The sequence below is a fragment of the Robertkochia flava genome (assembly GCF_020166515.1).
GTDB lineage: Bacteria > Bacteroidota > Bacteroidia > Flavobacteriales > Flavobacteriaceae > Robertkochia > Robertkochia flava.
Map to the genome: position 1 here is coordinate 918,082 of NZ_JAINZT010000002.1, position 26,298 is coordinate 944,379.

Here is a 26,298-nt window from a genome sequence, read left to right on the forward strand (position 1 = left end):
TTGAAAAAGATAGAGATAAAATCAACCCTGACGGTGTATTCCGGTGTCGATGAATTGCCCGCTGAGGTGACTGCCCTGATGGCACATGCAGTGCGTTCCCGTGCCATGGCATATGCTCCGTATTCCCGTTTTCAGGTTGGAGCGGCGCTATTGCTCGATAACGGGGAAGTGGTTTGCGGAAACAATCAGGAAAATGCAGCATTTCCATCGGGTCTGTGTGCCGAACGCGTTGCGGTATTTCATGCCGGAGCTACTTTTCCTGATGCTGTGATTAAAGCGGTGGCCATATGTGCGGCATCCCTGGATTTCAGGGTTAAGGATGCCGTGGCACCATGCGGAGCCTGCAGGCAGGCCCTTGCAGAATATGAATACCGTCAGAAATCGCCTGTCGCGGTCTATTTTATGGGTGATAATACCGAGGTGTATCACTCCCCATCCGTGAGAGAATTGCTTCCCCTGGTCTTTACAGAAAAAAGCTTACTGCAGAAATAGAGGTTTTGCGGGATTAAATACTTTTTTCATTTTTCCACTTTTGTTTAAAGTGCTACTTTTGTAGTTGCAAAAAAAATACGGGTTGCTTGCAAAGTTTTTACAGAGTAACCGGACAAGGTGTTTTTTTGCCCCTGAAGCTATTGCAATAAATAATTAGTTCATGAAAAAAATCACAAAACAGGTTTATCTGAAATGGTATGAAGACATGCTGTTCTGGAGAAAGTTTGAAGACAAGCTGGCAGCAGTTTACATACAGCAGAAGGTAAGAGGGTTTCTACACCTTTACAATGGGCAGGAAGCAGTGCTTGCAGGCTCCCTGCATGCGATCGATATCAAGAAGGATCGCCTGATCACTGCCTACAGGAATCACGTGCAGCCGATAGGAATGGGAGTAGATCCCAAAAGGGTAATGGCTGAGTTGTACGGTAAGGGTACCGGGACCTCTCAGGGTCTTGGTGGTTCCATGCATATTTTTTCAAAAGAACATAATTTTTACGGTGGTCACGGTATCGTAGGAGGGCAGATTCCCCTGGGAGCCGGACTTGCCTTTGCCGATAAGTATTTTAAAAGAGACTCTGTGACCCTTTGCTATATGGGAGACGGAGCCGTGCGTCAGGGGTCACTTCACGAGACTTTTAACCTGGCGATGCTCTGGAATCTTCCGGTAGTATTTATCTGTGAAAACAACGGATATGCCATGGGTACTTCTGTGGCGCGTACCGCGAAGGAACAGGAGATCTGGAAGCTGGGCTTGGGCTATGATATGCCGAGCAGTCCGGTAGACGGAATGAGCCCGGTGAAGGTTGCGGAAGCAGTCTCGGAAGCAGTTGAAAGAGCGCGTAGCGGAGGAGGACCGACTTTCCTGGAAATGAAAACGTACAGGTATCGTGGTCATTCCATGTCGGATGCGCAGCATTACAGAACCAAAGAAGAGGTGGAAGAGTATAAGAAGATCGATCCTATAACTCAGGTTAAGGATGTGATCCTGGAAAAGAAATACGGTTCTGAAAAAGATATCGAAAAGATTGACAAGCGCGTAAAGGATCTGGTGAAAGAGTGCGAAAAATTTGCCGAGGAATCGCCATGGCCGGAGGCCAATATCATGTACGACACCGTATACGAACAGGAAGATTATCCGTTTTTACCGCATAAACTATAATTAGAATGGCAGTAGTTGTAAATATGCCACGTTTGAGCGACACCATGGAAGAAGGTGTAGTAGCAAAGTGGTTAAAAAGCGTTGGAGATAAAGTAGAAGAAGGAGATATCCTGGCAGAGATCGAAACTGATAAGGCTACGATGGAATTCGAGTCTTTTCATGAAGGTACTTTGCTTCATATCGGAGTTCCTGAAGGTGAAGGAGCGCCGGTGGATACCATGCTGGCTATTATTGGGGAGCAGGGGGAAGATATTTCCGGGTTGCTGAACGGAGCTTCGCAAGAAGCCCCGGCTGAAAAGTCAGCTTCCGCAGAGGAAGAAAAAACTGCTGCTGCTTCTGAAGTAGCAATGCCTGATGGCGTTGAAGTGGTAACCATGCCTCGTCTGAGTGATACGATGGAAGAAGGTACTGTTGCCGGATGGTTGAAGTCTGTTGGAGATAAGGTGGAAGAAGGCGATATCCTTGCCGAGATCGAAACCGATAAGGCTACCATGGAGTTTGAATCATTCTACTCGGGTACCTTGTTGTATATCGGGATCGGAGAAGGAGAGTCTGCTCCTGTTGATGATGTGCTTGCTGTGATCGGACCTGAAGGAACAGATGTAGATCAGGTATTGGCAGCTATGAAATCCGGCGGAAGCAAGTCGGCTGAGAAGCCTGCGGAATCAACCGAAACTGCCGCGCCTTCCCAGGAAACCGAAAGTGCAGCTTCCACATCGGCTACTGCATCAGAGAGCAAAGGATCTGGAAGGATCTTTGCCTCACCCCTGGCCAAAAAGATGGCTGAAGATCGCGGAATTGATCTTTCCAGGGTCAAGGGTAGTGGAGAGAACGGACGTATCGTTAAGCGCGATATCGAGAACTATAAAGAGGAAGCTCCGGCAGCGGCTCCGGCAGCAACGAAACCGGCGGCAGAATCTGCAGGTACCACGACTTTTGTTCCGGCAGGAGAAGAAATGGTGGAAGAGGTGAAAAACTCCCAAATGAGAAAGACTATTGCTAAGCGACTGGCAGAGTCTAAATTCACTGCTCCGCATTATTACCTCACCATTGAGGTGGATATGGACAATGCTATGGCTTCCCGAAGTCAGATCAATGCTTTGCCGGATACCAAAGTGTCTTTCAATGACATGGTGGTCAAGGCATGTGCCATGGCGCTTAAAAAGCATCCGCAGGTGAATACGTCCTGGAAAGGGGATGTTACCGTTTACAACAGGCACGTGCATATCGGTGTGGCCGTTGCGGTTGATGAAGGATTGGTGGTACCCGTACTGAGATTCACTGACCAAATGGGGCTGATGCAGATCGGTTCGCAGGTGAAGGAGCTTGCCGGTAAAGCGAGAAATAAAAAGCTAACCCCACAGGAGATGGAGGGAAGTACCTTTACCGTTTCCAACCTTGGAATGTTTGGCATTCAGGAGTTTACTTCCATCATTAATCAGCCTAACTCAGCCATTCTTTCTGTAGGAGCAATCGTAGAAAAGCCGGTAGTGAAAAACGGGCAGATCGTTGTGGGTAATACTATGAAGGTTACTCTTGCCTGTGATCACCGTACCGTGGACGGAGCCACAGGGGCACAATTCCTGCAAACGCTCAAGGCTTATCTTGAAAATCCCGTGACTATGCTGGCTTAAGGCTCCATGTGTCCGGAATATTATATAAGTACAAGATCCCGCCTCCGGCGGGATTTTTGTTATATTTAACTCTGTAACCTTAATCACCTGTTTATGCGAATTTTATTGATGCTTGCCGTAGCGCTGTTATTGATTTCCTGTGGAGCTCAAATGCCCCCGGATCAAAGTGCACAACCCGCTTCTGCAGAAGAATATAAGGAGACCCCGGAGATTCCCTCCGTTGCTAGTGCGGTGGATGCCGGGAGCATAGGAACAGCTCTGTCCTACCTGGCTTCCGATGCGCTTAAGGGTAGAGCTTCTGATGATGAGGGTATCGAGATGGCTGCAGTTTATATTGCACGCTATTTTGAAGCATCCGGTATCAAACCCTATTATCCCGGTTACAGGGATACGCTTTCCAATGTAAAGCCCGCCACAGTTAACATCGTGGGGTACCTTGAAGGTTCAGATCCGGAATTGAAACATGAGTTTGTGGTGCTTGGTGCCCATTACGACCATATAGGTGCCGTTGAGCCTGTTGGGGGCGACTTTATCGCCAACGGAGCCAATGACAATGCCTCAGGAACTACAGCTGTAATGGAGATTGCCCGAAAAATGGCCGGGTCTGAGCATTTGAAAAGGAGTGTGATGTTCGTGCTTTTCTCTGCGGAAGAGCGGGGCCTGAAGGGCTCGGCGCATCTGGCCGATCGCCTGGATAAGGAAGGGGTAAAGGTTTATGCGATGCTTAATTTTGAAATGGTAGGGGTGCCGCTTGAAAAGGATTATACGGCCTATCTAACCGGGTATGAAATGAGTACTATGGCAGAGGAGATGAATACATTGGCGGGAGAGCAGCTTATCGGATTTCTCCCTCAGGCCAGGGAATATAAATTATTTCAGAGATCAGATAATTACCCTTTTTATCAAAAGTTCGGTGTACCTGCTCAAACCGTTTGTACCTTTGATTTTACCAATTTCGACTTTTACCATAAGCCGGGGGATGAGTTCGAATTAATGAACCTGGAGCATATGGCCGCTTTCGTAAATCGGATCTTACCGGTAGTCGAGGGTATGGTGAATAGTGAGAAAGGGGTAATTCGGATGAAATGATAAACGACAGGTGTCTTTTAATACAATTCCATTGAATATGAAGAAAACCATAGTGATAACAGGAACCAGCAGGGGTATAGGATTTGAAATGGTAAAGCTGTTTGCTGATATGGGGCACAGGGTGATTGCATTATCCAGGAACGAGGAGCCGGTAAAGGCTTTAGATCTTCCCGGTGTGAAGACGTTTTCCTTTGACCTGGAAAGTAGTTCCAGTTTTGAGATGTTAGGAAACTACCTCGAAACACAACAGTTACAGGTGGATGCCCTGATTAATAATGCAGGGAGCCTGGTAAATAAACCTTTTGATGAGCTCACCCGCGAAGACTGGGACAGGGTGTATAAAGTAAATGTTTTCGGCGTGGCCGAGCTTACAAAAACCCTTCTTCCGTTTCTCAGGCATAACGGCGGACATGTAGTTACCATTAGTAGTATGGGGGGTGTACAGGGAAGTATGAAATTTCCTGGCCTTGCCGCTTACAGTTCTGCTAAAGGAGCTGTGATAACTCTTAGCGAGCTTCTCGCAGAAGAATATAAGGATAGAGGGATCGCTTTTAACGTACTCGCCCTGGGCGCAGTACAAACCGAAATGCTGGAAGAAGCTTTTCCAGGATATCAAGCTCCTCTGAGTGCAGGGGAAATGGCGTCGTATATTGTTCAATTTTCGCTGACCGGACATAAGTTTTACAACGGAAAGTTGTTGCAGGTCAGCAATTCAACGCCCTGAGATAATAGCTGAACTATGACCGAGATCCTGGCTAAATATTTACCGGAACGTGCTGTTGTTCCCTGTCTTGAATTAATTAAGGTCAATGGGGTGCATCTGAAGGTGGTCAATGAACGCGTGACACGGCATGGCGATTACCGGAGGCTTCCGGACGGAAGACACCAGATCACCGTAAATGCGAACCTGAATAAATACCGGTTTCTGATTACCCTGGTACATGAGATCGCTCACCTGGTGGCGTTTGAAAAGTACGGGAGAACCATAAAGCCTCATGGCCGGGAGTGGAAATTTGTTTTTCAGCAATTGATGCTCCCTTTTATCCGGCCTGAAGTATTCCCTTCATCCCTGCTTCCTGTTATTGCAGCTCATTTCAGGAATCCGAAGGCCAGCAGTGATACCGATGCGAGGCTTTCCGTGGCCTTAAAAGCCTTTGATCCGGAGAATGATAAAAATTATATCTTTGAGATTCCACACGGGAGTCTGTTCAGGATCTACAACGGCCGGGTTTTTAAAAAAGGAGAGAAACGGATCAAAAGATTTGAATGTATTGAGGTTTCCAGTGGCAGGGTCTATCTGTTTCAGCCCAATGCCGAGGTGGAGCTTCTTTCCGATTAGTCAACTTAAGAAAATATGAACGGGAATTATTACGCAGTAATTATGGCAGGTGGGGTGGGATCCCGTTTCTGGCCTGTGAGTACCGAAGAGTTTCCTAAACAGTTCCACGATATGCTGGGTACAGGTAGCACGCTTTTGCAAACTACCTATGCCAGGTTTCGGGAAATGCTGCCGGCCGAAAATATTCTGGTGCTCACTAATGAGCGGTATCTTAGCCTGGTATTGGAACAATTGCCGGAGATTGAGGAAGAACAGGTGTTGACAGAGCCGGTAATGCGAAACACCGCGCCCTGTATTCTCTATGCGGCTATGAAGATCGCTGCCAGGAACCCGCATGGGGTAATGGCCGTGGCACCCAGTGATCACTGGATCGAACAAAAGGACTTGTTTCTTAATAATATCGGGGACTGTTATGCTTTCTGCAGTGATCATCCTGTTTTAATGACACTTGGGATACAGCCTGATTTTCCCAATACAGGTTATGGATATATTCAATATGCACAGGAGTATTCTAAAGGCGATTTCTTCAAGGTGTCTCATTTTAGGGAAAAGCCCGACCGGGCTACTGCAACCCGGTATATTGAACAGGGAAATTACCTGTGGAATGCGGGTATCTTTATTTGGAGTGTAAAGGAGATCCTTAAGGCTTTTCAAAGCCATCAGCCCGCCATGTATGAAGTTTTTCAGCAGGGAATAAATGTGTATGGCACCTCCGGGGAGCGCTTGTTTATAAACGAGAACTATGCAAAGGCAGAGAATATTTCCATCGATTATGCCGTGATGGAGCCAGCAGATAATATTTATGTATTGCCTGCAGTATTTAAATGGAATGACTTGGGTACATGGGGGTCGCTTTATAAGGAATTGCCGCATCTGGCAGATGGGAATGCAGTAGTGAATGCTAAAGTGGTATTTGAAGAATCCGCGGGCAATATGGTGTACACCCCATCGGGGAAGAAAGTAGTGGTGCGCGGATTGCAGGATTATATCATCGTAGACCAGGGGGATACCCTGTTGATTTACCCAAAAGACCGGGAGCAGGATGTAAAATCCTTACCCGGAAAATTTTAATGCTTAACCAACTTAAAATCCATCAATAATGGAAAAGAATCAAGGTGCTGAAGCTCAAAAAGACCCGGTTCAGGACTCAGGAGAACCTTCAATTCAGCAGGACCAGCAACAGGAACAGGCGAAGCAAAAGCAGGAAGCGGAAAAGGTAAAAAAAGATGTGGGTACCGCCTTGGATTCCCTGAAATCTTTTCTCAGTGAGCTTCTCAATATCCGTCATAATACCGATGAGGGGAATACCCGGGAAGGGATCATAAACGATATTCCCTTTAAGGGACATACGGCCTGGATCCTGATCTGTTCCATATTGATCGCCTCGGTCGGACTTAACGCAAATTCGACAGCAGTGGTTATCGGAGCGATGCTTATTTCTCCATTAATGGGTCCTATCCTGGGAATCGGGTTTTCTATCGCGATCAATGATATTGACCTGCTTCGCAGATCCATGAAAAACTTTGGGGTGATGGTGGTGCTGAGTATTCTTACTGCTTTTCTCTTTTTTGAATTCTTTCCCCTTCAGGATGAAAATTCGGAGCTTTTGGCAAGAACCGCACCAGACGTGAGGGATGTGCTTATTGCATTTTTTGGTGGTCTGGCATTGGTGGTAGCCCGGGCAAAAAAAGGGACTATAGCCAGTGTGATCTTTGGGGTGGCAATAGCCACAGCACTGATGCCTCCTTTGTGTACGGTTGGTTTCGGCCTGGCCATAGGTAATTTTCAATATGCCGGCGGAGCCATGTACCTGTTTACGATCAACACCATTTTTATCGGCCTGGCTACCTTTTTGGTCATCAAGTACCTCAGGTTTCCCATGGTGCGATATGCAAATTCTAAGAAGCGTAAACGAATAGGGCAGATTGCCTCCCTGGTAGCTATCCTTGTTACCCTGCCTGCTATTTACACCTTTTACCAGGTGTGGCGTGAGTCTATCTTTAAAAGACAGGCACAGGAGTTTATCAATAAGAACGTAAAGGCCTATAAGTTCTCTGAAGGAGGATTTTTTCTGGACAAGTATACCAGTCTTGAATACAATGAAGGAGAGGAATCTGTGGTGGAGTTGGTTTTTATGGGCGATGAGTCTATCCCGGAAACGGTGGTGGAGACCTGGAAACAGCAGATGAAATCCTATAATTATCTCGATAATGCCACTTTGAAAATTCAGGGAGGAAGAAATGATGAGGCCGACCGCTACCAATATGTCAACGAATTGTACGAGGCTAAGAAGGAGGAGATCGCCAATAAGGATGAGCGCATCAGTGTTCTCGAAACAGAGGTGGAAAGGTTGATGAAATACGCTTACAATGATGTGCCTTTCAATGAAATTTCGAGGGAGTTGCAAATCACCTATGACGGGGTATCCAGAATTGGATTTGCCAATCAGATCGTGACCGATTTCAGCAAAACCGACACCATCCCGGTATTCTATATCCAGTGGGATAAAAAGAAGACTTCTAAATCAAAGAAATCGGATCTGAACAAGATTCACAAATGGCTTCAGGTGAGAACCGGGAACGAAAAGGTAGAGGCCAGGCAGGTGGAAGAGGAATAGTATTAAGGTTAGTTGCGTTCTTCCAGGTACATCTGCCGAACCTTTTTAAAGAGTTCAGAAGAGTATACAAAATTGGTAACCGCTTCGTTATCGGTTTTGAAGATCTCCTTGTTGCTGCCTTCCCAGGCCTTATGTCCGTCTTTAAGGAAGACGATCTTCTCTCCGATCTCCATAACAGAGTTCATATCGTGGGTGTTGATTACGGTCGTAATATCGTACTCCACTGTGATCTCATGGATGAGGTTGTCGATGATAATGGCTGTCTTAGGGTCCAGTCCGGAATTGGGCTCATCGCAGAACAGGTATTTTGGCTTGTTAACAATGGCCCGGGCTATGGCTACCCGCTTTTGCATTCCTCCGGAAATTTCGGCAGGTAATTTTTTATGAGCATCGGTCAGGTTCACTCTTTTCAATACAATATCAACCCGTTCCTTCATTTCTTCATATTCCATCCTGGTAAACATCTTCAGCGGGAACATGACATTTTCTTCTACGGTCATAGAGTCAAAAAGGGCACTCCCCTGGAAAACCATACCCATCTCCTGACGGAGGTTTCGCTTTTTGTACTCATCCATTTCCGAATAGACCCGGTTGCTATAAAGGATCTCGCCTTTGTCGGGAACATGAAGGCCCAGTAGGGATTTCAGAAACACCGTTTTTCCTGATCCGCTCTGACCGATGATCAGGTTGGTCTTTCCGGCCTCAAAGGTGGTGGTAATTCCCTTAAGCACATGGTTTTCACCAAAGGATTTATGCAAATTTCGTACTTCTATCATCAGCCGAGTAACATTTGAGTTAACAGGTAATTTACAATAATGATCACCACGCTGGTCCAGACAAAAGCGGTCGTTGATGCCTTACCTACTTCCAGGGCCCCGCCCTTCATATAAAATCCGTAGAAGGAGGGTATGGTGGCCAGAATAAAAGCAAAAGCCATGGTTTTAGTGAAGGCGTATACGACGTGAAAAGGCTGAAAGTCGATCTGTAGTCCTTTGATGAATTCGGCGCTGGTCGTGTATCCTCCCGTTACTGCGGCCATCCATCCGCCCAGAATACCCAGGTACATGGAAATGGCGATCACAAAGGGATACAGCAATAAGGCTATTATTTTCGGGAAGATCAGAAAGTTCACAGCGTTTACCCCCATCACCTCCAAAGCATCTATCTGTTCCGTTACCCTCATGGTTCCGATACTCGAAGTAATGTACGAGCCTACTTTTCCGGCCATAATAATGGAGATAAAGGTGGGGGCAAATTCCAGAATAACTGATTGCCTTGTGGTAAAACCTACCAGGTATTTAGGAATAAAAGGACTCTCGATGTTCAGCGCGGTTTGTATAGCTACAACTCCGCCGATAAAAAAGGAAATAAAAATAATAATACCCAGAGAACCGTAGATGAGATCATCAATTTCCTTAAGAATGAGGTTTTTCATGATCGGCCATTTGGTAGGCCTGCTGAATACCTCACGAAGCATTAAAAAGTATTTTCCGAAGTTTTCCAGGTACTGCATTTGCGGTCTCTAATGAATGGCTAAAGTAAGAAAAATTAGCTTATTCCTGTTTTAACCGAATTTTAAAATCCGATTGTTATTTATATTGTAAGTTTGGTTTCCAATTTTAAAATTTATGATGAAACAGGTTTTTTCTTTTGTATTTCTGCTGACTTTTATTTCTCCTGCCATGGCCCAGGAAGATTACCCTGGCGAGCGTCCGAAACTGGTGGTGGGTATTGTTGTTGACCAGATGCGGTATGAATACCTCACTCGTTACTGGGATCGCTATGGGGAAGGGGGCTTTAAGCGACTGGTAAAACAAGGGTTTAACTTTAAGAATCATCACTTTAATTATATTCCGACGGCCACCGGACCGGGACATACCTCGGTATATACCGGCAGTACCCCTTCTGAGCACGGCATCATCGGAAATGAGTGGTTTGATGTTTTTACCGATACAGAGGTGTATTGTGTTGCAGATCCCGCAGTAGCGTCGGTAGGAACGGAGAGTGATGCCGGAAAAATGTCGCCGCATCGTCTTCGTCGCTCTACCATGACCGACGAACTCAGGATCTTCAATAATTTTAAAGGGATAACGGTCGCTGTGGCCCTGAAAGACCGTGGGGCCGTATTGCCTGCCGGATATACAGGAACGGCCTACTGGTTTCATGGAAAGGATGAAGGCAGATGGGTGAGCAGTACGTATTACATGAACGAACTTCCTCGCTGGGTAGAGAAATTCAATAAGAGCAAAACCGCTTCCTCATACAGGCAAAAATGGAAACTCTTGTACGATAAGGATACTTATGTGAACAGTAATCCGGATGATACCCCATACGAGCAAAAGTTTAAAGGGGAAAAAGCTCCGGTATTTCCGCACGATCTTCCGGGGTTGTGGGAAGAAAATGGTGGGTTTGACATGATAAAATCTACTCCTTTCGGAAATAACATCACTACAGACTTCGCCCTGGCTGCCCTGGAAGGGGAAGGCCTTGGTGAGGATGATGTGACCGACTTTTTGGCGATCAGTTATTCCAGTACCGATTATGTGGGCCATCGGTATGGCGTAAAGGCTATGGAAACCGAAGATACCTATCTGCGTCTGGATCGTGACCTGGAGCGTTTACTGAAGTCCCTGGACGAGAAAGTAGGTAAGGGGGAATACCTGGTTTTTCTTACTGCAGATCACGGGGCATCGTATAATCCGCGATACCTGGAGGATCACAAAATGTCCGGAGGGTTTTACAAAACCTCTGAGATGATCAATGGCCTGAATGATTTCGCTCAACGACGCTTCGGAAATGCTGGTATCCTAAGGTATTCAGGTTACGGGCAGGTATACCTTAATCACAGTGTTCTGGATTCGATGGAGCTGGATAAGGAAAAAGTTCGTCGTATCCTGGCCGACCATTTACTGACCTATGACCAGGTAGAAAAGGTGTTTACTGTGGATATGTTGCGTTCAGGCGATCTTAAAACCGGAATAGCCGAGTTGGTTCAGAATGGATACAATGCGAAGCTTTCGGGTGATATCTTTGTCGTATTTAGTCCGGGGTTGCTTTCTACCGGTTATGTTAAAGGTGGCACCTCTCATGGTACGGCCTATGTGTACGATACGCATGTGCCGTTTCTGCTTTATGGGAAAGGGATTCGCCAGGGGTATACTTCAGATAAAACCGTAATTCCTGATATCGCGCCAACCATTTCTTCCCTGCTGGGAATTCCTTTTCCTAATGGGGTAAAGGGAGCGGTGCGCAGCGAAGCATATAAGATAAATGAATAAATGCTTAGAAAGGCAATTTTGATCGGATGCCTTTCCAGCGATACGTTCTGATAAAACGGCCTTCTTCCTGATTTACTATAGGAGGGAGGCTTTTTTTTCGGGCGCCTGCGAAGCCTTGCAGGTTGTGGATAAAGGTTTGATACTTACCTTGTTTTACGGCCATTTTCAGGGAAGCGATTGCCGCAAGTATCCAGCCATAACGCATCAGGTACATGGCTTCTCCCTGCAGTCGCTTAGCCCTTGGGTTGTAGGATTTGCCCGTAGGTCGGAGGTGCTTTACTTTTAATTCCGGAATAGTGATCACGCTGAACCCGTAATACCGGGCCAGGAGCTCATCAACGGTATCCCATCCCATAGCGGTGCGTAATCCGCCGATCTTAGTAAAACACGCCCTGGAGTAACTTTTAAATGCGCCTCGTACATGGTCTGTATTCATAGGGTGGTTAAGTCTCCACGCTCCATGCGTGTCCTGTTCCCAGGCAAAACCTCCTGCGATTCCGGCCTCAGGATGTTCCTGAAATACCCGAAGGATCGTTTGAAAATAATCCGGAGGCAGTATGAGGTCGGCGTCCAGCTTCACGATCACATCATATGCTTTACTGAGCAAGGGCAGTCCTTCGTTAAAGGTTCCAACCACCTTGCTGCCGGGAAGGTGTTGATTGGCTGAAGTTCTCCGGACAGGTTTTATTATCGGATGCTTTTCTGAAAACTCACAGATAATAGCCGGGGTATTATCACTGGAATTGTCGTCTACCACAATGACCTCCTGGGGTAGTACGGTTTGTTCCAGAAGGGAATTAAGGGTTAGCCTGAGATACTGCTCCTCATTATGAGCCGGAATGATTACGCTGTACTTAAGGTTATTGTCCATGGTTCACTCTTTCGGCATAGACCATATAATAACGCGGGGTAAACAGTCGCAATAAGGGGCGAAATCCAATCTTTTTTACGGGATGGGTCCAGCGCTTTCTTTTCTTGATTTCCCATCCTGTTTTTTCGAGAAGCCAGTCAAATTGCCATTCCTCAAATTCATGGTAATGCCGGTCCCAGGGGTCTGTTTTACTACGGTATGCATTGGAAAACCATAGCCGGAGCGGAATCGAGGCGACGATTTTATCGGCTTTGATCGATTTCAGGACCTCGTAGGGAGAGAGTAAATGCTCAAAGATCTCCAGGGCTGTTACCAGTTCGGCATCAGATCTTGAAAGGCTGTTCCGGTCTTCGTCCAGGTCTTCTCCTCCGGTGTTCTCTACCAGGAACCCTTCTTTTTTCATGATCTCTCCAAATGGATTTTTTATTCCAAGATCAAGGATCCGGGTGCCTTCAGGGGCAACACTTTTCAGGAAATCCAGGGTGATCCGGTATCTTTTCTCCGGATAGGTGTGCTCGTACATGTGCTGTGATTAGGCTTCAAATATATAAACAATTGTGCCTATAATGCCAGAGATAGCAGGATCAAATCTACTATAGTTGGTATACCAGGGCATTGATGTTCATTCCTGCGCCTACGCTGGCAAACATGATGTGATCGCCTTTTTGGATCTCATGCCCTAAGAGTTCCCCTCTTTTTACCATATCAAAAAGGGTGGGTATGGTGGCTACCGAACTGTTTCCCAGTTTAGCGATGTTCATAGGCATCACATCCTTGGGTGCTTCCTGACCATAAAGCTGATAGAATCGCTGTACGATGGCCTCGTCCATTTTTTCGTTAGCCTGATGGATAAATATCTTCTTAAGTTTTTTAATATCGAGCCCGGTTTTGTCAAAACAAGACTTCATGGCTTGCGGAACATGGGTGATCGCAAATTCATAGATCTTTCTTCCGTGCATCTTGATATAGCGGGTTTCCTCATCAATACCTTGTTTATAAGACTTTCCGAAGAAAAGATAGTAGGCTTCTTCTTCTGTGTATGAAGCAGATTCATGGGCAAGCACCCCGCTGGTGCCCTCTGAGGCTTCCACCACAGTAGCTCCGGCACCGTCAGAATAGATCATGGAGTCCCGGTCGTGTTTGTCAGTTACCCTGGAAAGAGTTTCTGCGCCGATCACCAGGCAACGCTTAGCCAGCCCGGCCTTTATAAAAGCCTGTGCCTGGATAAGGCCTTCCAGCCATCCGGGACATCCGAAAAGCAGGTCGTAGGCCACACATTTCGGGTTTTTTATCTCGAGTTTATGCTTTACCCTCGCAGCAAGGCTGGGCAAGGTATCGCCCTGGGTAGTGCCATGGGCAACATCTCCAAAATTATGGGCAACGATAATGTAGTCAAGGGTTTCCTTGTCTATTCTGGCGTTGTCTATGGCGCGCTCGGCTGCGAAATACGCGATGTCTGAAGTTTTATATTCCGGGGTTACGTACCTCCGTTCTCCGATCCCTGTAATGGAAACGAATTTCTTGATAATAATATCATTGGATTGTTTGAATTCACTTCCGTCTGCATTGAGGAATTCATGTTGTGAGAATTCGTCATTGGTCTCAACATGAGAAGGTATATAGCATCCTGTTCCTGTTATCCTGGTATTCATGAGGTCTTAAAATTTATGGCAATCTAATGAAAGATCGCGTTACCGGGCTATAGGTACAAAAAATACCTACGATGTCCAAATGATGGTGCAAGGTGAAACCCGTGGGAATAAAAAAGCCTCCGGAATCTCCGGAGGCTCAGTAAAGCCTGTGCTTTCAAGGTATTATAGCGCTTCTGCATACTCCTCAATAGGAGCGCAGGTACACATCAGATTACGATCTCCATAAGCTTCATCAACCCTTCTTACGCTTGGCCAGAATTTATTATCTGAAACATAAGGCAGAGGGTATGCTGCTTTTTCCCGGCTGTATGGGAAGTTCCATTCCGAGGCCGTTACCATTTTCATGGTGTGTGGCGCATTCTTCAGAACGTTATTAGGTTCGTCTTCCGTAGCCTCCCCGATCTCTTCGCGAATGGCGATCATAGCGCTGCAGAAGCGGTCCAGCTCGGTAAGACTTTCACTTTCTGTAGGTTCGATCATCATGGTTCCCGCAACAGGGAATGAAACCGTAGGTGCATGGAATCCGTAATCCATAAGTCGCTTAGCAATGTCAGAAACCTCAATGCCATTGGCTTTGAAAGGTCTGCAGTCTATGATCAGCTCGTGAGCTGCTCTGCCGCATTCTCCTGTATACAGGATCTGGTAATGACCTTCCAGTTTGCTTTTGATATAGTTGGCATTAAGAATGGCCATCTCAGTAGCCTTTCTCAGACCTTGCTGTCCCAGCATCTTGATATATCCATAAGAGATAAGGCATACCAGGGCGCTACCCCATGGGGCTGCAGAAATCGCAGTGATAGCATCCTTTCCTCCTGTGGTGATCACCGGGTTGGAAGGTAAAAACTCTGTAAGGTGACCGGCAACACAAATCGGGCCTACTCCCGGACCACCGCCTCCGTGAGGGATGGCGAAGGTTTTGTGAAGGTTCAGGAGACAAACATCGGCACCAATGGTGGCCGGGTTGGTAAGTCCAACCTGTGCATTCATGTTTGCCCCGTCCATATAAACCTGTCCGCCATTATCGTGAATGAGCTGGGTGATCTCTTTGATGGACGATTCGAAAACTCCGTGAGTGGATGGATAGGTTACCATTAGTGCGGCAAGCTCATCCTTGTATTTCTCGGCCTTTTCCTTCAGGTCGTCAACGTCAATATTTCCTTTTTCATCTGTTTTGGTAACCACCACTTTCATTCCGGCCATCACTGCAGAGGCTGGATTGGTACCGTGAGCAGAAGCGGGGATAAGGCATATGTTGCGGTGTCCCTCGCCTCTTGAATGGTGGTAGGCCATGATCACCATCAGTCCGGCATATTCACCCTGGGCTCCTGAATTGGGCTGCAGGGAAGTGCCCTGAAATCCGGTGATTACGTTTAATTGGTGCTCCAGTTCTTTCAGTACTTCCTGGTATCCTGCAGCCTGTTCCACCGGGGCAAAAGGGTGGATGTTGCCCCATTGCGGGTTGCTTAACGGCAGCATTTCAGAAGCCGCGTTGAGCTTCATGGTACAGGATCCTAAAGAGATCATGGAGTGATTCAGGGAAAGGTCCTTGCGTTCCAGCTTTTTGATGTAACGCATGAGCTCGGTCTCCGAATGATAAGAATTAAATACAGCATTTTCCAGGAATGCGCTGGTACGGGCCAGCGATTCGGGTATAACACCCTGAGGTGTGATGCTGTCAATCGTGATCGTGTTTTTCCCTGCAGCATCTGCAAAGATCTGAACGATGGCGTTGAGATCCTTTACTGAAATGGTTTCGTTCAGTGCAATGGAAACTGTAGTTTCATCAGGATAGAAGAAATTGATCTTCTGGAGTTCGGCTATGTCTTTAACACTTTTAGCGTCGGCCTTAACCCTGATCGTGTCGAAATAAGATTGGTTTTGCTGCTCATAGCCCAGTTGTTCCAGTGCATTGGAAAGCGTGTGGGCAGCATGGTGAACTTTGTTGGCGATGTACTTAAGTCCTTCCGGACCGTGGTAAACGGCGTACATTCCAGCCATTACTGCGAGCAATACCTGTGCGGTACAGATATTCGAGGTGGCTTTATCTCTTTTGATGTGTTGTTCCCTGGTTTGAAGGGCCATCCTTAAGGCGAAATTCCCGTCTGTATCCCTGGTAACTCCAATGATTCTTCCGGGAAGATTTCTTTTATAAGCTTCTTTGGTAGCGAAAAACGCTGCGTGCGGGCCTCCGTATCCTAAAGGGATACCAAATCGCTGGGTGGTACCTACCACAACCTCTGCTCCCCATTCTCCTGGAGGAGTCAGTGAGACCAGGCTGAGGATGTCAGCTGCAACGGCAACTTTGATGTCCTTTTCGTTAGCCTGAGCTGTAAAGGCTTTGTAGTCGAATACCTCTCCGCTCTTTCCGGGATATTGTAAAAGCGCCCCGTAATAGGTTTCGTCCAGTTCCACTTCGCTGTGATCACCCATAATGAGTTCGATACCCAGTGGCAGCGCTCTGGTCTGCAGCACCGATAAAGTTTGTGGCAGTACTTCTTCAGATACAAAGAACCTGACCACATTATTTTTCTTTTGCTCTCTGCTTCTGGAGCTGAAGAGCATGGTCATGGCTTCTGCTGCAGCCGTTCCCTCGTCCAGGAGGGAGGCATTGGCGATCTCCATTCCGGTGAGGTCGCTTACCGTGGTTTGGAAATTCAATAAGGCTTCCAGACGTCCCTGGGCGATCTCTGCCTGGTATGGGGTATAGGCCGTATACCATCCCGGATTTTCCAGGATATTTCTCTTGATCACAGAGGGTAGGATAGATTCGTGGTATCCCAATCCAATAAAGGACCTGAAAACCTGATTCTTATTCCCGAGTTCCTGGATGTGCGAAAGGTACTCATATTCCGACAGGGCTTCAGGAAGCTCGAGTTCATTTTTAAGCCTGATACCATCGGGGAAGGTTTCGTAGATTAACTGGTCGATATCGTTTACACCTACCGTTTCCAGCATTTTTGAAAGATCTTCTTTTTTCGGGCCAATGTGGCGTATAGCAAAAGAATCTGTTCTCATTATAAGTGACTAAAAATGTGTTATTTTATTTTGCGCAAAAGTACGGATTTAATTGGTTTTAAAAAGTACTTTTGAGTGGGCTTTAACGAAACTTTTAACGCCTGGTTAACAGAATAAAATGCCGGGTTTAGACGCGTAAATTGAACGTATTAAAAAAAATACTGGACCTCTATATGAACAGTAGTATGCATGTGGCCCTGTCGGTCGCTGTACTCTGTTATGTCTCTGGCTTATATTTTCAATTTGTTCCACCCGGTTATCTTGTGGCTTGCCTGTTTTTTGGGTCTGTGGTGGGGTATAATTTTATTAAATATGCTCCCCTGGCAGATAATTTTATTTCGGTCAAAGGTGCTTACCTTAAAAACATGCAGGGGTTCAGTGCTTTAAGTTTTATTGCGGCCCTGTATTTTCTTCGCTTTTTCACCCTTCCCGGACTGGTTTGTACGGCGGTCATCGGGATGTTGGTTTTCTTTTACGTGTTTCCGATTCACCGGCTCAGGGGGAGTATAAGGAATGTGAGAGGGCTGAAGGTTTACGTGGTAGCCCTGGTTTGGGCACTTGCCACGGTGGTGCTTCCTGCCCTGGAGGCAGGAGTGGATCTTAATGGTCAGCTGGTATTTGAAACCTTCAGGAGGGGTGTATTTATTTTGGCGATTACCATTCCTTTTGAGATCAGGGATCTCAACCTCGATCAGCCCGGATTGTATACCATTCCGCAACAATTGGGAGTAAGGGGGGCAAAGTTGCTGGGGTATTGCCTGCTGTTGGGTTTCTGGTTAATGGGGGTGGTGTTTGAGGTTGCTCCCGGGGGAGTGAATTGGGAGGCAGAAGGAGTACTGGTGTTGATGGCTGCAATTATGCTCTATGGGGCAAGTCGTTCCCAGCACAGGTATTACAGTGGATTAATGGTGGAGAGCCTGCCTTTGGTCTGGCTGGGGTTGTTGGTGCTTTTTTAGGTCTGAGATTCCAGCTTTTCCTTGATCTTCTTTTTCTTTTCCGGATCCATGCATTTCAGATCGGCTTTGGTGCACAGCTGGGTTAGTTTTCCATTTTTGCTGGCGTGATTCCGGCATTGCCCACAATATATGTGGTGTATTTTAAGTTGAACAATCTGCCAGGAACCGGCCTCTCCATACTGAGCTTTATTGCAGATCTCTGCCGCGTGTTCACAATCTATTAGCATATGCTCTATTTTTGATTAGGTTGTTATTTGTTATTAAAACCAATTTTTTTCTAAACAGCTCATCAGGGCGGTTCTGGCCCTGTGGATGATCACCCAAAGATTAGACGGGGTAATATTGAGTTCTTTACAGATATCTTCGGTTTGCATCCCTTCTATCGTCTTCATTCTGAAGATGAGCGCCTGTTTTTCCGGTAATTTCGAGATGCATTCTTCAATGGCCATGCCCAGCTCCTCATTTTGCATCTCGTCTTCGATATTGCCTCTTCGGTGATCTGCAGCCCGTTCTTCCAGCCAGTCGCCCTCCTGCTCGTTATTGTGATAATTGATTTTCACCTCGGCCTTGCCTTTACGGGAATTGGATCGGCGGTAATGGTCGATGATCTTTCTTTTGAGGATAGAGATGAGCCAGGTACGTTCTGACGCGTCTCCCTTAAACCCGGAAGCCGATTTCAGACCTGCAAGAAAGGTTTCCTGAACCAGGTCTTCAGCAAGTACCTGATCGCTCACCTTGGAGAGGGTGTAGTTGTAAAGGTAGTCTGCATAGCTGTCTACCCATTTGGATGGATCGAGTTTTTCTTTACCCATGTTCAGTTTTTACCGGCTGTTAAAGCATTCACCTTAACATATGAATTTGTAAATTTACAGGAATCCAAAACAAATCATCAAATGCAAAGGTTGTTTTTATTGCTGTTTGTCATGACAATTACCGGGTTAAGTGCTCAGGTGAAGAATATTTCCATAACTGAAGTTCCCGAAAAGCTTCTTGAAAGAGGGGTTTTGGTGGATGTTCGCACTCCGGTGGAATTTGAAGAGGGGCATCTTCCGGGGGCATTGAATATCGATGTTAAATCGGAGGAATTTATAAACGAAGTTTCAGGGATCAGAAAAAACAGAAATGTCCTGTTATACTGCAGGTCCGGCAGAAGAAGTGCCCGGGCTGCTGAAATTCTCGATTCTCTTGGTTATAAGAAAGTGTATAACCTTGAAGGGGGGTATCTTGCCTGGGATGCCGCAAAGAATGAACAATAAAAAAACCCCGCATTTGCGGGGTTCTTTTTTATTTCTCCAGCAGGCCTGCTCTTCGCAGTAAGGCATCTGGCTGGGGGTCCTTGCCCCTGAAGCGCTTATAGAGAACCATGGGGTCCTGCGTGCCTCCCTGGGAGAGGATGTGCTCTTTAAAACTTTTTGCTGTATCCCTGTCAAAGATCCCTTTTTCAAGAAAGAGTTCGAAGGCGTCTGCGTCCAGAACTTCTGCCCATTTATAGCTGTAATATCCCGCAGAATACCCTCCCTGGAAAATATGGGAGAAAGCCGTGCTCATGCAGGTTTCCGGACGGTCGGGGTAAAGGTCTGTTCTTTTAAAGACTTCGCGCTCATGTGCTTTTACTTCGGTGATGTTGGCCGGGTCTTTTTCATGCCAGCTCATGTCCAGTAGTCCGAAACTTATTTGCCGCAGGGTTTGCATGCCTTCCATAAAGGTAGAGCTTTCCTTAATCTTTGTAATGTACTCCATAGGGATCATCTCGCCTGTTTTGTAATGCTTTGCAAACAATTCAAGGGCCGCCTTCTCGTAGCACCAGTTTTCCAGGACCTGGCTGGGCAATTCCACGAAATCCCAATATACGCTGGTGCCGCTCAGGCTGGGGTAGGTGGTGTTAGCAAGCATGCCGTGCAGGGCGTGTCCGAACTCGTGGAACAAAGTGGTAACCTCATTAAAGGTGAGGAGCGATGGCGTGGTTCCCGTAGGTTTGGTGAAGTTGCAAACAATGGAAATATGTGGTCTTGAGTTTTCTTCGTTCTTTATGTACTGGGGTTTGTAAGAGGTCATCCATGCGCCATTGCGCTTTCCTTTTCTCGGGTGGAAGTCGGCATAGAAAACGGCAACCAATTGGTTTTCATGGTCAGTTACTTTATACGTTCTTACATCCTCATGGTATTTCTCGATATCCTCAGCAGGCACAAAACGCAGGCCGAATAGTTTTTCGGCTATGGCGAAAACTCCATCAATGACATGCTCCAGCTTAAAATAGGGTTTTAGTTTTTCATCATCCAGGTCAAAAAGCTTTTGTTTCAGCTTTTCGGTGTAATAAGCCCCATCCCATTTTTCCAAATGGTCTATGCCGTCTGTTTCCCTGGCAAAAGAAGACAGTTGTGAAAATTCTCTTTTTGCTGCAGGTCGGGCTTTCTCAAGGAGCTCTTCCAGGAAGTGATTGACCTCTTCCGGAGTTTTTGCCATACGTTCTTCCAGGATAAAGTGCGCATGGCTTTTGTAGCCGAGAAGTTGTGCCCTCTGGTGCCTGAGGTTCACTATACGCAGGATGATTTCCGTATTGTTGTGATCATTCTCCTGAAATCCTTTACTGCCAAAGGCAAGATGCATCTTTTTGCGAAGTTCCCTGTTTTTGGCGTAGGTCATAAAAGGAATATAGCTGGGGTAGTTCAGGGTAAAAACCCATCCTTCTTTATCGCGGTTTTTTGCCTCTTCTTCAGCGGCTTCCAGGGCAAAATCAGGCAAGCCTTCAAGATCTTTTTCCGCTGTGATGTGCAGCTCGTAGCTGTTGGTTTCAGCCAGATCGTTCTCCCCGAATTTCAGGGATAGTTTTGAAAGTTCCTTGTCGATGGCCCGGAGTTCCTTTTTTTTCTCTTCGGGAAGATTGGCTCCATTCCGGGAAAAACTCTTGTATTTTTTTTCCAGCAACATGCTTTGTTCCGGGGTCAGGTCAAGAGCTGCCCTGGATTCGTAAACGGCTTTGACCCTTTCGAACAGTTTCTCGTTCAGGCGGATGTCATTGGCAAATTCTGAAAGTGCCGGAGAAATTTCCTGAGCAAGTTGCTGCATCTCTTTATTGGTCTCTGCATTGTTCAGGTTAAAGAATATGGAGGTGATCACTTCCAGTTGTTCTCCGCTGTATTCCAGAGCCTCGATCGTATTTTTGAAATCAGGATTTTCCGGATTTTCGGCGATGGCCTGGATCTCTTTTTTTGTTTTCTCGATTTCCTCAAGAATGGCTTCCCCATACATCGGGGTTTTAATTTTTGAGAAAGGAGGGGTGTGGTATGGTGTGTTGAACGGTCTGTTAAGAATATTCATAGCTTTTTATTTTTCATCAATGCATTCAGAAGAGGGGAAGATACAAAAGGGCGGAAATAAAAAAAATAGGCTCTCGGGAACCTATTTTTTTAAATCTTGAGCGCCTTTTATGACTTTTTCTTTCAGGCCTTCCTTGTAGTCAATAATGCGTTGTAAAACCTCCGGGTCTGATGCCCCGATGATCTGGGCAGCGAGGATTCCCGCATTTTTAGCGCCGTTAAGCGCTACGGTTGCCACAGGCACTCCGCCGGGCATTTGCAGTATGGAAAGTACCGAGTCCCATCCGTCTATAGAGTTGCTGCTTTTTACAGGTACTCCGATCACAGGAAGGGGAGACAGGGATGCCACCATGCCCGGAAGGTGGGCCGCACCTCCGGCACCGGCAATGATCGCCTGGATTCCGCGTTGGTGTGCCTGTTTTCCGAAATCGAACATTTTTTCCGGGGTTCTGTGGGCCGAAACGATATCTACTTCTGTGGGGATGTTCAGTTCTGCCAGGACATCTATTGCCTGTTGCATGACCGGCAGGTCGCTGGTGCTGCCCATGATGATAGCTACTTTTGCCATTTTTCTGTTTTTATGCTTCGCTGATTACTTTAATGGTTCGTTTAACCCTGGCAGCCATAGTCCTGGCAGCATTCATATCCTTGTCTACAATAGTGACATGTCCCATTTTACGAAACGGACGGGTTAGTTTTTTTCCGTAAATATGTGGATTTACCCCTTCAAGTGCCATGATCTCTTCAATGTTCTTATAGGTAACCGGTCCTTCATAGCCTTCCTCGCCAACCAGGTTCACCATAACTCCGGCGACCATGCTGTCGGTTTTTCCCAACGGCAGGCCGAGAATGGCTCTGAGGTGTTGTTCGAACTGGTTGGTGTAGCTCGCTTCAATGCTGTAGTGACCGCTGTTGTGTGGTCTTGGTGCTACCTCATTCACGAGGATCTCATCGTCCTGGGTCTGAAACATTTCTACCGCCAGCAGTCCTACATGTTCAAAGGCCTGAGATACCCTGAGGGCAACGAGCTGTGCCTTTTTGGCTACTTTTTCATCGATTCGCGCCGGGCAGATCACGTATTCGACCTGGTTGGCCTCGGGATGAAACTCCATTTCCACGACCGGGTAGGTCTTTACGTTGCCATGGATATCGCGGGCAACGATAACCGCCAGTTCATTTTTAAAGGGAATCATTTCTTCTGCAATGCACTCCTGAGCAGGCAGTCCCGTCAGGTCAGACCAGGTGCGTACCACCTTAACCCCTTGTCCGTCATAACCAAATCGTGCACTTTTCCATACAAATGGAAAGCTTAGCGAATTATTTGATACTGCGGTTTCGATCTCTGCGGCATAAGCAAATCGTCTGAAGGGGGCTGTGGGAATATTATGGTCTGTATAAAAAAGTTTTTGCACTCCCTTATTCTGAATGCGTTTCAGGGTTTTTGGAGAGGGGTACACCTTAAGCCCTTCCTTCTCCAGTTTCTCCAGGGCCTCTACATTTACGTTTTCAATCTCGATGGTGAGTACGTCTACCTTTTTTCCGAATTGATATACGGAATCAAAATCCATCAGGTCGCCCTGGATAAATTCGTTACACGCGATCTTACAGGGTGCTTCAGCGCTGGGATCCATTACTACAGTATAGATATCCAGACGTCGGGTTTCGTATAAAAGCATCTTCCCTAATTGTCCGCCGCCCAGAATTCCGAGCTTGAAATCAGAAGAAAAATAATTCATTAAATTTAGTGTTACAGAGATCGTGTTTTAGTCAATAAGTGAGGCAAAAATACGGTTAATTATCAAAAAGGAGATGAATTTGAGCCAATTTCGACCGCATAGAACATTCAATATATTATCTTTGCACCTTTACAATTTCAAGATAAGTGATCAAGCTTCACGATAAATATTTCAAACCCTTTATTTCTGCCGGAGAGATCCAGGAAGCTATTGCAAAAATGGCAAAACAGGTCAGGGCCGATTTCAAGGATGAAGTGCCTATTTTTATAGGGGTCCTTAACGGGGCTTTTATGTTTGCGTCCGATTTTCTGAAGGCCTATGACGGCCCGTGTGAAGTGAGCTTTGTTAAACTGAGCTCCTACCGCGGTTTATCATCTACCGGAATCGTGGAAACCCTGCTGGATGTTCCGGAAGGGGTGGAGGGAAGAAGTGTGGTGATCCTTGAAGATGTGATCGATACGGGAAATACCGTTAAAGAACTGGTGCTGATGTTCTCAGAGATCAACGTAAAACGGTTCAGGATCGCAGGGATGTTCTACAAACCGGAAGCGTATAACGGAGAGTATCGTATCGATTATGTGGGTATAACCATACCGGATCGGTTCATCGTTGGGTATGGTTTGGATTATAATGAGCTTGGTCGCAACTTACCTGAAGTATATCAAATAAATGACAAACCTATGATCAATTTAGTACTATTTGGAAAACCGGGTGCAGGAAAGGGTACCCAGGCAAATTTCTTAAAGGAAAAATACGATTTAAAACATATCTCCACCGGAGATGTCTTCCGCTATAATATCAAGAACGGGACCGAGTTGGGTAAACTTGCCAAATCTTACATCGACAAAGGAGAGTTGGTGCCCGATGAGGTTACCATTAATATGCTTAGGGATGAGGTCGAGAAAAATCCCGAGGCCAATGGTTTTATCTTTGACGGCTTTCCGCGAACAAGGGCTCAGGCCGAAGCGCTGGATGAATTAATGGATTCAAAGACGATGAAGATCCATGCAACCATTGCCCTGGAAGCCAATGATGAAGTGCTTATCGAAAGATTGCTCGAACGCGGGAAGGTTAGCGGCCGGACAGATGATCAGGATGAGAACAAGATCCGCAATCGATTTGAAGAATACAATGAAAAAACAGCCCCGGTTCTGGAGTATTACAACGAACAGGATAAGCTGCACAATGTAAATGGAATAGGAAGTATTACAGAGATCACCGACCGTCTGAGTGCAGTGATCGATACTTTATATAAAAAGGAAGAGGCCTGATAACCGGGCCTTTATCCTGATAACATACGACTGATAACATGACCGAGGGAAATTTTGTTGATTACGTAAAACTGTTTATTTCTTCCGGAGACGGGGGCAAGGGATCTACCCATCTTCACCGGGAAAAATATGTCGCCAAGGGAGGTCCTGACGGCGGAGATGGTGGTCGTGGAGGTCATGTTATTCTTAGGGGTAATAAAAACCTATGGACCCTTTTTCATTTTAAGTTCAAAAGGCATTTCAAGGCAGGTCATGGGGAAGCCGGAGGAAAGCAGCGCAGCACAGGAGCCGATGGGCAGGACGTGTACCTGGAAGTACCCCTGGGTACCGTAGTGAAAGACACCGATACCGGGGAGAAGATCCTCGAGATCACTACCGACGGGGAGGAGAAAGTGTTGCTTGAAGGCGGAAAAGGCGGAAGAGGGAACTGGCACTTTAAGACCTCTACCAATCAAACACCGAGATATGCTCAACCCGGAATACCCGGCGAGGAGCGCAATGTTACTTTCGAACTTAAGGTGCTGGCAGACGTTGGTCTTGTTGGGTTTCCCAATGCGGGTAAATCTACCCTGCTTTCGGTAATTACTTCGGCCAAGCCTAAAATCGCGGATTACGAATTTACCACCCTCAAGCCCAACCTGGGGATCGTTCAATACCGGGATTTTAAATCGTTTGTAATAGCGGATATTCCCGGAATAATCGAAGGTGCAGCCGAAGGGAAAGGTCTGGGACATTATTTTCTCCGTCATATAGAGCGTAACTCTACCCTGCTTTTTCTGATCCCTGCCGATAGCAAGGATATCGTTAAGGAATACGGGATCCTGTTGAATGAGCTTAAAAAGTATAATCCTGAACTTCTCGATAAACAGCGGTTGCTTGCCATTTCAAAAGCGGATATGCTTGACGAGGAGCTGAAAAGGGAAATGGAAGCCGAGTTGAAGTCGCAACTGACGGATCTCGATTTTGTTTTTATCTCCTCTGTAGCCGGGCAAGGCATTCAGGTATTAAAAGACCGTCTTTGGGAAATGCTCAACGAGCAACCGGAGCTAACCTGAGAAACGGTGGTAACCCCTCGATAAACTTATTTTTACCCTTACTCGAAAGCCTCTTCAAGCGAGATGTTTGCTTCCGGGTTCCCATGGCTTTGATCCTTACATTTACTCGGTAAAGTAAGGTCCTGCCCTCCGTTTCTGCATATCCTTATGCTCGTTGGCGGGTTTCTCTCCTGTGAATAAATTAAATTGCTTACATTTATTTAAAAAGCTGTAAATGAAGCAATTGCTTTGTCTTGTTGTTTTCTTCCTGCTTTCCTGTTCCTCGGTTAAAGTATCTTATGATTACGATCAAAAGGAAGATTATTCTAAATACCAGGTGTATGATTTTTTCAGTCCGATGAATACTATGCTTGGTGAACTCGATTCCAGGCGGGCTATCCGGGCGGTCGACCAGATCCTTCGGGAGAAAGGTTTTACTAAGGTACAGGAAGGAGAAACTCCGCAATTCTACGTCAATATCAAAAGCGAAATGTTCCAGGAAGTACCTTCCAGTTCTATAGGAATAGGTATGGGAGGAACAGGTGCCGATGTTTCAGGAGGGGTAAGCATGGGCTTCCCTGTAGGCGATCCCACCCTGAAACGGGTGATCTATCTGGACATGGTTAATGTGAAGCAGGATGCCTTATTCTGGCAGGCCAGGTGTGAGGTAAGTTACAAAGAATCTATCTCCCCGGGTCAGAGAGATGCCGAAATGTATAAGATTATGGAAAAGGCCCTTAGCGCATTTCCTCCTGAAAAAAAGTAGGTCGAATTTGGATGTAACAATTTCGGCTACTGTAACACTAATGCATTGAAAATCAAAAGACTTTAAATTTTA

At 46.3% G+C, this 26,298-nt stretch carries 25 protein-coding genes; 14 read left to right on the top strand and 11 right to left on the bottom strand.

Translation table 11 applies throughout. The features are described 5' to 3' along the window. The 8 genes from K7R11_RS04480 (at position 1) to K7R11_RS04515 (ending at position 8,330) form a co-directional block, all read left to right on the top strand. Positions 1 to 492, top strand: coding sequence for a cytidine deaminase (locus tag K7R11_RS04480; RefSeq protein ID WP_224488982.1), 492 nt, complete (start codon positions 1 to 3; stop codon positions 490 to 492). A 160-nt stretch (positions 493 to 652) separates the two neighbouring features. After that, the gene (gene pdhA / locus K7R11_RS04485) at positions 653 to 1,651 is read left to right on the top strand and encodes a pyruvate dehydrogenase (acetyl-transferring) E1 component subunit alpha (protein WP_224488984.1); all 999 of its coding nucleotides are present in this window, start codon (positions 653 to 655) and stop codon (positions 1,649 to 1,651) included. A 5-nt stretch (positions 1,652 to 1,656) separates the two neighbouring features. Next, on the top strand, positions 1,657 to 3,285 hold the full coding sequence (locus tag K7R11_RS04490) for a pyruvate dehydrogenase complex dihydrolipoamide acetyltransferase (protein ID WP_224488986.1): 1,629 nt from the start codon (positions 1,657 to 1,659) through the stop codon (positions 3,283 to 3,285). Between the two features lie 93 nt (positions 3,286 to 3,378). Beyond that, entirely contained in the window at positions 3,379 to 4,374 is a 996-nt protein-coding gene (locus tag K7R11_RS04495) for a M28 family metallopeptidase (RefSeq protein ID WP_224488988.1), read from the top strand. 37 nt (positions 4,375 to 4,411) lie between these two features. Next, positions 4,412 to 5,098, top strand: coding sequence for an SDR family NAD(P)-dependent oxidoreductase (locus tag K7R11_RS04500; protein WP_224488989.1), 687 nt, complete (start codon positions 4,412 to 4,414; stop codon positions 5,096 to 5,098). A 15-nt stretch (positions 5,099 to 5,113) separates the two neighbouring features. Then, entirely contained in the window at positions 5,114 to 5,713 is a 600-nt protein-coding gene (locus K7R11_RS04505) for a SprT-like domain-containing protein (protein WP_224488990.1), read from the top strand. A gap of 15 nt (positions 5,714 to 5,728) precedes the next feature. After that, positions 5,729 to 6,784, top strand: coding sequence for a mannose-1-phosphate guanylyltransferase (locus tag K7R11_RS04510; protein ID WP_224488991.1), 1,056 nt, complete (start codon positions 5,729 to 5,731; stop codon positions 6,782 to 6,784). A 28-nt stretch (positions 6,785 to 6,812) separates the two neighbouring features. Beyond that, positions 6,813 to 8,330, top strand: a complete 1,518-nt coding sequence (locus tag K7R11_RS04515) for a DUF389 domain-containing protein (RefSeq protein ID WP_224488992.1) — start codon at positions 6,813 to 6,815, stop codon at positions 8,328 to 8,330. Positions 8,331 to 8,338: 8 nt separating this feature from the next. Here the strand turns inward: K7R11_RS04515 and K7R11_RS04520 are convergent, their stop codons facing one another. After that, the gene (locus tag K7R11_RS04520; RefSeq protein ID WP_224488993.1) at positions 8,339 to 9,106 is read right to left on the bottom strand and encodes an ABC transporter ATP-binding protein; all 768 of its coding nucleotides are present in this window, start codon (positions 9,104 to 9,106) and stop codon (positions 8,339 to 8,341) included. After that, the gene (locus tag K7R11_RS04525; protein ID WP_224488994.1) at positions 9,106 to 9,843 is read right to left on the bottom strand and encodes an MlaE family ABC transporter permease; all 738 of its coding nucleotides are present in this window, start codon (positions 9,841 to 9,843) and stop codon (positions 9,106 to 9,108) included. Before K7R11_RS04525 ends, K7R11_RS04520 begins: the two co-directional genes overlap by 1 nt. A 115-nt stretch (positions 9,844 to 9,958) precedes the next feature. On the opposite strand from K7R11_RS04525, the gene pafA reads away from it, so the two are divergent. Beyond that, entirely contained in the window at positions 9,959 to 11,608 is a 1,650-nt protein-coding gene (gene pafA, locus K7R11_RS04530) for an alkaline phosphatase PafA (RefSeq protein ID WP_224488995.1), read from the top strand. Positions 11,609 to 11,612: 4 nt separating this feature from the next. On the opposite strand, the gene K7R11_RS04535 is transcribed toward pafA, so the two are convergent. The 4 genes from K7R11_RS04535 to gcvP form a co-directional block, all read right to left on the bottom strand. Further along, the gene (locus K7R11_RS04535) at positions 11,613 to 12,479 is read right to left on the bottom strand and encodes a glycosyltransferase family 2 protein (protein WP_224488997.1); all 867 of its coding nucleotides are present in this window, start codon (positions 12,477 to 12,479) and stop codon (positions 11,613 to 11,615) included. Then, positions 12,469 to 13,002: a methyltransferase gene (locus tag K7R11_RS04540; RefSeq protein WP_224488999.1), complete on the bottom strand. Its 534-nt coding sequence runs from the start codon at positions 13,000 to 13,002 to the stop codon at positions 12,469 to 12,471. Before K7R11_RS04540 ends, K7R11_RS04535 begins: the two co-directional genes overlap by 11 nt. Positions 13,003 to 13,072: 70 nt before the next feature. Then, a complete protein-coding gene (locus K7R11_RS04545; protein ID WP_224489001.1) occupies positions 13,073 to 14,131 on the bottom strand; it encodes a 3-oxoacyl-ACP synthase III family protein in 1,059 nt (352 codons plus the stop codon). A 162-nt stretch (positions 14,132 to 14,293) separates the two neighbouring features. Further along, positions 14,294 to 17,146, bottom strand: coding sequence for an aminomethyl-transferring glycine dehydrogenase (gcvP, locus tag K7R11_RS04550; protein WP_224489003.1), 2,853 nt, complete (start codon positions 17,144 to 17,146; stop codon positions 14,294 to 14,296). A gap of 173 nt (positions 17,147 to 17,319) precedes the next feature. Between gcvP and K7R11_RS04555 the strand changes: the two genes are divergently transcribed. Then, positions 17,320 to 18,102, top strand: a complete 783-nt coding sequence (locus K7R11_RS04555; RefSeq protein WP_224489005.1) for a UbiA prenyltransferase family protein — start codon at positions 17,320 to 17,322, stop codon at positions 18,100 to 18,102. On the opposite strand, the gene K7R11_RS04560 is transcribed toward K7R11_RS04555, so the two are convergent. Further along, positions 18,099 to 18,329, bottom strand: a complete 231-nt coding sequence (locus K7R11_RS04560) for a hypothetical protein (RefSeq protein ID WP_224489006.1) — start codon at positions 18,327 to 18,329, stop codon at positions 18,099 to 18,101. The genes K7R11_RS04555 and K7R11_RS04560 overlap by 4 nt on opposite strands. A 33-nt stretch (positions 18,330 to 18,362) precedes the next feature. Continuing rightward, positions 18,363 to 18,914: a sigma-70 family RNA polymerase sigma factor gene (locus K7R11_RS04565; RefSeq protein WP_224489007.1), complete on the bottom strand. Its 552-nt coding sequence runs from the start codon at positions 18,912 to 18,914 to the stop codon at positions 18,363 to 18,365. 81 nt (positions 18,915 to 18,995) lie between these two features. Between K7R11_RS04565 and K7R11_RS04570 the strand changes: the two genes are divergently transcribed. Continuing rightward, on the top strand, positions 18,996 to 19,358 hold the full coding sequence (locus tag K7R11_RS04570) for a rhodanese-like domain-containing protein (protein WP_224489008.1): 363 nt from the start codon (positions 18,996 to 18,998) through the stop codon (positions 19,356 to 19,358). 28 nt (positions 19,359 to 19,386) lie between these two features. Here the strand turns inward: K7R11_RS04570 and K7R11_RS04575 are convergent, their stop codons facing one another. The 3 genes from K7R11_RS04575 to K7R11_RS04585 all read right to left on the bottom strand — a co-directional run bounded on the left by K7R11_RS04575 (position 19,387) and on the right by K7R11_RS04585 (position 23,155). Further along, positions 19,387 to 21,420, bottom strand: coding sequence for a M3 family metallopeptidase (locus K7R11_RS04575; RefSeq protein ID WP_224489009.1), 2,034 nt, complete (start codon positions 21,418 to 21,420; stop codon positions 19,387 to 19,389). Between the two features lie 81 nt (positions 21,421 to 21,501). Continuing rightward, on the bottom strand, positions 21,502 to 21,987 hold the full coding sequence (gene purE, locus K7R11_RS04580; protein ID WP_224489010.1) for a 5-(carboxyamino)imidazole ribonucleotide mutase: 486 nt from the start codon (positions 21,985 to 21,987) through the stop codon (positions 21,502 to 21,504). A 10-nt stretch (positions 21,988 to 21,997) separates the two neighbouring features. Then, on the bottom strand, positions 21,998 to 23,155 hold the full coding sequence (locus K7R11_RS04585) for a 5-(carboxyamino)imidazole ribonucleotide synthase (RefSeq protein ID WP_224489011.1): 1,158 nt from the start codon (positions 23,153 to 23,155) through the stop codon (positions 21,998 to 22,000). A 146-nt stretch (positions 23,156 to 23,301) separates the two neighbouring features. On the opposite strand from K7R11_RS04585, the gene K7R11_RS04590 reads away from it, so the two are divergent. The 3 genes from K7R11_RS04590 to K7R11_RS04600 all read left to right on the top strand — a co-directional run bounded on the left by K7R11_RS04590 (position 23,302) and on the right by K7R11_RS04600 (position 26,226). After that, a complete protein-coding gene (locus K7R11_RS04590; RefSeq protein ID WP_224489012.1) occupies positions 23,302 to 24,426 on the top strand; it encodes an adenylate kinase in 1,125 nt (374 codons plus the stop codon). A 38-nt stretch (positions 24,427 to 24,464) separates the two neighbouring features. Then, positions 24,465 to 25,481, top strand: a complete 1,017-nt coding sequence (gene obgE / locus K7R11_RS04595; RefSeq protein WP_224489014.1) for a GTPase ObgE — start codon at positions 24,465 to 24,467, stop codon at positions 25,479 to 25,481. Between the two features lie 214 nt (positions 25,482 to 25,695). Further along, on the top strand, positions 25,696 to 26,226 hold the full coding sequence (locus K7R11_RS04600; protein WP_224489017.1) for a DUF4136 domain-containing protein: 531 nt from the start codon (positions 25,696 to 25,698) through the stop codon (positions 26,224 to 26,226). Positions 26,227 to 26,298: the final 72 nt, after the last annotated feature.